Annotated in this window: 8 protein-coding genes; 5 read left to right on the forward strand and 3 right to left on the reverse strand. The window is 61.4% G+C overall.

The features are described from left to right. The first annotated feature begins 27 nt into the window (after positions 1 to 27). Together B7Z66_13595 and B7Z66_13600 are read left to right on the forward strand one after the other, a co-directional pair. Positions 28 to 525, forward strand: a complete 498-nt coding sequence (locus B7Z66_13595) for a 5-(carboxyamino)imidazole ribonucleotide mutase (GenBank protein OYV75275.1) — start codon at positions 28 to 30, stop codon at positions 523 to 525. Beyond that, positions 522 to 1,616 (forward strand): 5-(carboxyamino)imidazole ribonucleotide synthase, encoded by a 1,095-nt coding sequence (locus tag B7Z66_13600; GenBank protein OYV75276.1) that lies wholly within the window; start codon positions 522 to 524, stop codon positions 1,614 to 1,616. The genes B7Z66_13595 and B7Z66_13600 overlap by 4 nt, the downstream gene beginning before the upstream one ends. Before the next feature lie 420 nt (positions 1,617 to 2,036). Here B7Z66_13600 and B7Z66_13605 read toward each other — a convergent pair whose 3' ends face one another. Further along, positions 2,037 to 2,789, reverse strand: a complete 753-nt coding sequence (locus B7Z66_13605) for a Zn-dependent hydrolase (GenBank protein OYV75277.1) — start codon at positions 2,787 to 2,789, stop codon at positions 2,037 to 2,039. Positions 2,790 to 3,167: 378 nt separating this feature from the next. Between B7Z66_13605 and B7Z66_13610 the strand changes: the two genes are divergently transcribed. Together B7Z66_13610 and B7Z66_13615 are read left to right on the forward strand one after the other, a co-directional pair. Beyond that, positions 3,168 to 3,284, forward strand: coding sequence for a hypothetical protein (locus B7Z66_13610; GenBank protein ID OYV75283.1), 117 nt, complete (start codon positions 3,168 to 3,170; stop codon positions 3,282 to 3,284). 172 nt (positions 3,285 to 3,456) lie between these two features. Continuing rightward, the gene (locus tag B7Z66_13615; protein ID OYV75278.1) at positions 3,457 to 4,332 is read left to right on the forward strand and encodes a hypothetical protein; all 876 of its coding nucleotides are present in this window, start codon (positions 3,457 to 3,459) and stop codon (positions 4,330 to 4,332) included. A gap of 194 nt (positions 4,333 to 4,526) precedes the next feature. On the opposite strand, the gene B7Z66_13620 is transcribed toward B7Z66_13615, so the two are convergent. Next, positions 4,527 to 5,705 (reverse strand): hypothetical protein, encoded by a 1,179-nt coding sequence (locus B7Z66_13620; GenBank protein ID OYV75279.1) that lies wholly within the window; start codon positions 5,703 to 5,705, stop codon positions 4,527 to 4,529. Positions 5,706 to 5,813: 108 nt separating this feature from the next. Here B7Z66_13620 and B7Z66_13625 point away from each other — a divergent pair, with 108 nt between their 5' ends. After that, the gene (locus B7Z66_13625; protein OYV75280.1) at positions 5,814 to 6,296 is read left to right on the forward strand and encodes a YajQ family cyclic di-GMP-binding protein; all 483 of its coding nucleotides are present in this window, start codon (positions 5,814 to 5,816) and stop codon (positions 6,294 to 6,296) included. Between the two features lie 52 nt (positions 6,297 to 6,348). Here B7Z66_13625 and B7Z66_13630 read toward each other — a convergent pair whose 3' ends face one another. After that, positions 6,349 to 6,729 carry an HNH endonuclease gene (locus tag B7Z66_13630; GenBank protein OYV75281.1) on the reverse strand — a complete coding sequence of 127 codons (381 nt, stop codon included), beginning with the start codon at positions 6,727 to 6,729 and terminating at the stop codon, positions 6,349 to 6,351. Positions 6,730 to 7,254 lie beyond the last annotated feature (525 nt).

Below are 7,254 nucleotides of genomic sequence, written 5' to 3' on the forward strand. Positions count from 1 at the left end.
AGCCCACGCCCACTTAGGAGACTTGCCATGACCGCGCTGGTCGGCATCATCATGGGGTCGGATTCGGATTGGGAGACAATGGGCCATGCGGCCCGAACGTTGCAGCGCCTGGAGATTCCGCACGAAGTGGAGATCGTTTCCGCGCACCGCACGCCCGACAAGCTGTTCCAGTACGCCGAATCGGCCCAGGAGCGTGGCCTGGAGGTGATCATCGCCGGCGCCGGCGGCGCCGCGCATCTGCCCGGCATGGCGGCCGCGAAGACGCCCCTGCCGGTGCTGGGTGTCCCCGTGCAGTCACGTGTGCTCAACGGGCTCGATTCCCTCCTGTCGATCGTCCAGATGCCCGCCGGCGTGCCCGTGGGTACCCTTGCCATCGGGGCCGCCGGGGCGACCAACGCGGCGCTGCTCGCCGCCGCGATTCTGGGCAACAAATATCCGCAGTACCGCCGGGCATTGGTCGAGTTCCGCGACCGGCAGACGCAGACAGTGTTGGAAAAACCCATCCCCCGGGACCCGTCGGCGTGATCGTTGGTGTGCTCGGCGGCGGGCAGCTTGCGCGTATGCTGGCACTCGCCGGTCGTCCGCTTGGACTCGATTTTGTCTTCCTGTCGCCGGACCCGGAAAGTTGCGCGGCGCCGCTGGGAACGCATCTCTGTGCCGGTTTTGACGATGAAACCGCGCTCGCGCGCTTGGCTGAATACGCCGGGATCGTGACGTATGAATTCGAAAATGCCCCGCTCGACAGCGTCCGCTATCTGGCCGAGCGCGTACCGGTTGTCCCATCAACGCAGGCCCTGGCAGCCGCACAGGATCGCCTGGCGGAGAAGAGCCTGTTTGAAAGATTGGGCATCGGGACCCCGGCATTCGTTCGTATCGATGATGCCCGCGATCTGCCGGCCGCCTGCCGGCGAACCGGATTCCCGGCGGTCCTCAAGACCCGCCGCATGGGCTACGACGGCAAGGGGCAGGTGATCGTTGGGGGTGAGGAAGATCTCGGGCCGGCCTGGGCGCGCCTGGGCGGAAAGGCATCGATACTGGAGGCGTTCGTCCCCTACGACCGCGAAGTTTCCCTGGTCGCTGTTCGTGCGCGCGGTGGCCGTACCGCCTTCTACCCCCTGTCCGAGAATACCCACCAGGACGGGATCCTGCGTCTGTCGGTCAGCCGGCCGGACGATCCCATGGAAGACCAGGCACGGGCGCGTACCGTGCGCCTGCTCGATGCGCTGGACTATATCGGGGTGCTGGCCCTGGAGTTCTTTCAGGTCGGTGATCAGCTGCTGGCGAACGAGTTCGCGCCGAGAGTCCACAATTCCGGCCACTGGACCATTGAAGGGGCCGAGTGCAGCCAGTTCGAGAATCATCTGCGGGCGATCATCGGCTGGCCGCTGGGCGCTACTACGCGATCCGGACCGGCGGCGATGGTGAACTTCATCGGCACCGTTCCGGATGCCGCCGAGGTCCTCGCCCTGCCCGGGGTCCACCTCCACCATTATGGAAAATCGCCCCGGCGCGGGCGCAAGCTCGGACACGCGACGGTCCGGTCCGACAGTCAGCAGCAAGTCGAGGAGACCGCGCGGGCGCTGATGCGGCTCGCCGCAGCGACCACGACGGATTGATTCGCCTGGCCGGCGGCGCGTCTGCCGCGAGTCGCTCCGGCACTCCCCGCCCGGTCGTTGCGTCGCACCAGGCGGCGGCAAGACGCCCGATCCGGCCGAAATCCGGAATCCGCGTTTGCGGCCGTCCGGTTGTGCGCTATGCAGTGCAGTAGTCGACGGCGCCGGGTGCAGTCGCGATGGAGGTGGCGTCCCCGATCCCCCGACGGCGCCGCTGCTTTGGCGGTTCCGTTGCCGCGAAGGGTGGGTATAGCAACGCCACCACATCCTCAATCACCGTCCGAAAAAGCCCCCGGGCATCCGGCCACCGCGCGAGGTCTTCTTTGAGACCGGGGCTTCGCGAACCGTCACACTTCAAAGTTGAATCCGCGTAAGCCCATAAACCACGCCTGGTGATTTTGTCGTTCCCCGGGAAAAGCGAACTCACCCTTGTTCATGCAAGTCACAAGGACCTCTGTATTCCTTGGGTACATTCGGTGGGCATTTACCACACATTTCATTGCCGGGCACAGCAAAATCAATCTTGCGTGGATAAGGCAGGCCCAGCCCGTTCATGATTTCCACGAACTCATCCAGCGTTTTACCACCGCCTAATCGAGGGTTGTGCGTCTTCTCTTGCGCAATAGAGGAAACAAAATGTCCGTCATAATCGTGGGCAGGATAAACCAGCGTCTCATCGGGAAGACCAAACAATTTTTCATGAATACTACGATAAAGCGTTGCCGCATCCCCTCCCTGAAAATCAGTACGCCCACACGCTTCAATCAATAATGCATCCCCGGTAAACACCATTTTCTGCGTGCCGTTATCGAAAAGGAAAGCGTGATGATGCGCAGTATGCCCAGGGGTGAACAAGGGTGCCAACTCAATCGAACCCATTTTGAATATCCTGCCTTCCGCGACCCCGATATCCGCACATTCAGGCTTCTCCACTTCGGGGTAAACCACTTTGGACTTCGTACGTTCACGTAATACGCGCGCACTGGTGAGGTGATCGGCATGATGGTGCGTATCCAGGGTATACATCAATGTGAGGTCCAGTTTCTGGAGCAGATCCAGGTCACGGGACACGGTATCCAGCACCGGATCGATCAACATGGCCTGCCGGGTTTCCGGACAAGCCAATAGATAGGTATAGGTGCTGGAATCTGGTTCAAACAATTGCCGAAAAATCATGATAGCTCCTTGGCGGAAAAGGGGACGGAGGGATTAAAGTTTAATCCCTCCGTCCCGCTTTTGCGCCGCTTTTGCGCGTGTTCGCCGCGATTGTCCAGGCACGGGCCAGCGTACGGGCCGCTGCGGCCGGTTTTCACGGTCAACTTCGGATCGCTCTGTCCGATGGCATCACACCATCACGGTTGGCCGCACCGATGGCAGTGTGCCAACGAGAAGACCCGGACATAGCCATCTGCCTTTCTGAAGTTTCCCTATCACAGCAGGTCTAGGGTCTGCACGATGACCTGGATGACGTTGAGGATAAACTAGGCCAGACCACGAATTCTGCCTTGCTACCGGCAGTTGCATCGGATTCGCGGTCTGTCCCCGATTTCCTAAATTCCGCAAGACGCGTGTGCAACGAGTGTCCCGCTACAGCACAACGTGGTGTCCTTCGGGCGCCTGACCGAGGTGGCCGACGAATACCTGAAGAAGGGCTCCCGGGTCTACGTGTAGGGCAGCCTGCGTGCCCGGAAATGGCAGCACCAGGCAGCGGGGCCGTGCCGCGGGCGCCCCTGCGGCTTCAGTTTCGGTCGCAGGGGCCGCTGAGCCCACGAACATCAGGGTTCCATTCTGAGTGTTGCTGTCAGGCCCTGTGTAATGGACCCGACTACTTGCTGGAGGATCTATGAAAAGCGTCTGGCTCGGTGCGCTCGCCACGTCCATAGCCCTTCTACTGCCCATCTCGGCGCAGGCCATGCCCAACCGCGCCCTCAACCCCGCCGACCTGCAAGCGATGAATGGCATCTTTATTGGTGGCGGTGTAGTGCATCAGCACTACACGGAGTGGTCCCGCGACCTGCCCAATGCGTCCACAATCGCTGACCCGCTTGATCAGGAGCACGGAAATCTCTCGATGTTCCGCATTCTGATTGCCCATCGGTTCCCAGGTACCGGCGGCTGGGGTTCAATCCGCTACGACTTCATCAAGGGGCACACGGACTACATCGGGCACACGCAGGCCGGAGTCCCGCTGGATACCACCACCGCCAATACGATGGACGACCTGCGCCTTCGGGTCGGGCGTCCGTTCGCGCTGACCGACAACCTCGATCTGCTCCCATTTCTCGAGGGCGGCTATTTCCGCTGGGACCGTGCCATTGGCAACGGAACTCCGGCCGCGCTCGAGGAACTCTATACAAATGGGTACGCCGGCGGCGGGGCCCGCGCGCTCTACGCCCTAAGCCCGCGCTTGGTGCTTTCTAGCACGGTCGATGTCGGATCGATATTTGCGGCCGGGATGGAAATAATCAACCCGCTCAACGGCACAACCAAGCTTGGGCCGCACCTCTACGCCGGTCTTGCCTTTCAGGCCACCCTCCGGGTATATGGCCACTGGCATCTTTTCGCCCGGGCCGCCTATCGCTATTTCGGATACGGTATTTCGAATCGGTTCCTAGTCCAAAAAAACCTGGGTAACACGTTTCTGCAAGGCGTGGCGTATGAGCCGAACAGCACGACCGGGCAGATTCGAACGGCTATAGGAGTCTCCTACCACTTCTAGGTCACGCAGAAAGCGCACAGACTAACGTGGGAAACCGGACGCCCTCGGTGGCGACCACGGCTTGGAATTTGTGGGTGTCCCGGTTTCTCGCTCTGTGAATGTAATCGCCATTATCGATGATGGTGTGACACTTTCTCGTTCAAAATCCCTGACGTAGATGGCGTCAGGGCTTTTTCTTGCGTAACGCCCGCAAGCTAGGCCACCTCTCCGGCCGCCTGACCCGACGCCCAGGCCCACTGAAAGTTGTAGCCACCGAGCCAACCGGTGACATCCACCACTTCGCCGATGAAGTACAATCCGGGCACGTGCTTCGATTGCATGGTGCTGGAGGAAAGGCCGTCGGTATCGACGCCACCCAGGGTGACTTCGGCGGTTCGGTAGCCCTCGGTGCCGCTGGCGGTAACAGGCCAGGCGTTGAGCTGATGACCGATCTGCGTCAGCTCGGTTTCGCGGAATTGGCGCATCGGTCGACTCCTGAACCATTGCTCGCACAGCCGCTGCGCCAGCCGCTTGGGCAAGGTATCGCCAAGCACATTTTTCAGCTCGGCCAATGGCCGCGCGGTGCGCTGTTCGATCAACCACATCGCGGCGTCCTGATCCGGCAACAGGTCGATGCGAAGGTCGTCGCCAGGCTGCCAGTACGAGGAAATCTGCAGCACCGCCGGCCCGCTGATACCGCGATGGGTGAACAGCAGGCCAGCCCGAAAACCCTGCTTTCCCACCGAGGCTCGCACTGCAGGCAGAGCCACTCCGGCCAGATCCTGATAGTGCTCCTGATGCTTGCCGCTGAGGGTCAACGGCACCAGCCCTGCCCGCGTCGGAATCACGTTGTGGCCAAACTGGCGGGCCAGATCATAACCAAACCCGCTGGCCCCCATGCTGGGAATCGACAAGCCACCGCTGGCCACCACCAACGACTCGGTGTGTACCTGACCCTGTGAGCTGGAGACGATGAAGCCCTGCGGCGTCTTGCGCACCTGCCGCACGCCGCAGTTCGCCTCCACGACAACGCCAGCCGCTGCGCACTCGTCCAGCAGCATACGCACGATCTGCTTGGAGGAATCATCACAGAACAACTGCCCGAGTTCCTTTTCGTGGTAGGCGATACCATGCTTTTCCACCAGCGCGATGAAATCCCACGGCGTGTAGCGTGCCAGCGCGGACTTGGCAAAATGGGGATTCGCCGACAGGTATTGGTCCGGGGTGACTCCTGTGTTGGTGAAGTTACAACGCCCCCCACCCGACATCAGGATTTTCTTGCCAACCTTGTTGGCGTGATCGGCGACCAGCACGCGACGCCCGCGCCGGCCCGCGGCAATCGCGCACATCAGTCCTGCGGCACCGGCACCGATGATCATGACATCCACTTTCATCCGACCATCGGCCTGCTCGTTCCACCTTGTGGCGCAATGCGCATTATCCATCAGTCGTCGCCAATCGCATCGCTCACACTGGCAGCCCGTTCACCACGAGCTGCCGCCATGCCCTCCTTTGACGTGAGCTCCGAAGTCGACAAGCACGAGCTGACCAATACGGTCGACCCGGCCAACCGCGAGCTCGGCACCCGCTTCGACTTCAAGGGCCAGGACGCGTCATACGCACTGGATGATTTCGTGATCACCCAGAGTGCTTCGAGCGCATTCCAGCCGCAGCAGACGATCGACATCCTGCGCGGACGGATGGTGGCAAGAAAGATCGACATCCGCGCGCTTGATGTCGGCGATCCGGATACCAATCTGGGCGGGGCCCGCCAGCAGATCACCGTGAAACAGGGGATCGAGCAGCCGATGGCGAAAAAGCTGGTGGCCGAGCTGAAAGCCGCCAAACTCAAGGTCGAGACACAGATCAACGGCGACAAACTGCGGGTAACCGGCAAGAAGCGCGACGCCCCGCAGGCGGCGATGGCCTTGCTGCGCAAATCCGAGGTCGAGCTGTCGCCGCAGTTCGACAACTTCCGCGATTGATCCTGCCTGGGTCGAAACACGTGGACGTGACTCGCACAGCGCAGGATCAACCCTAACGCTTGCCGCCACGTTCCATCATCGCCTTCAGGTCGGCAAACGGATTGCCGGTTGCCGCAGGTGCCTCCTGCGCTCCCATCACCCCGCCACGTACATGATCGATATGGCGGGAGTGTTCGTTGTCATGGCAGTACACACACAACAACTCCCAGTTGCTGCCATCGGCCGGGTTGAAGTCGTGGTCGTGATTGCGATGGTGCACGGTCAACTCCTGCAGGTTGGCCCGGGTGAATTCACGCGCACAACGACCGCATACCCACGGATACATTTTCAGCGCTCGCTCGCGGTATCCCGATTCACGCTGCTCGGCGTGGCGCCGCGCCTCGGCGACGATGCGATCGAGCTTGCTGTTGTCGATGGGTGGCTTGGTCGGCATGGTCGATTCCCGGGGACGAAGCGGTTTGGCGCGGACAATAACGCAAACCATCGCTTGGCGGGCTCCACGCAAGCTCTGGCGAGGTTGCCCGTGGCCATACGGCGCCGTTCTCGTCTTTTTCTGCGGACCGGTATACTGACCCGCCACTGCGCCACGAATTGGCACGAGAGTATAGGAAGGATAAACGCCCTTTCCCGCGCGAGCAACCGGTGATTCACGGGTGGAGGCGGGGCGAGTGGCCCTTCATCATCACGAAATCCTCTCCCTTTCAGCCCTCATCCTCGAAAAAACCTGCCCTGCCACCGCGACCTTCCGACCCATCCCAGCCGGCAGGGCGACCGATCCCCTGCCATGCACCTTTGGGAGACAACATACGGTGTCGAACGGGGACCGTGGCGTCAGGCAAATAGCGCGCCCGGCGGCGGAAAAACCGAAAAACGGGGACACCCACAGACTAACGTGGGGAACCGGACGCCTTCGGTGGCGACCACGGCTTGGAATTTGTGGGTGTCCCAGTTTTCTCCA

Source organism: Chromatiales bacterium 21-64-14, assembly GCA_002255365.1.
GTDB lineage: Bacteria > Pseudomonadota > Gammaproteobacteria > 21-64-14 > 21-64-14 > 21-64-14.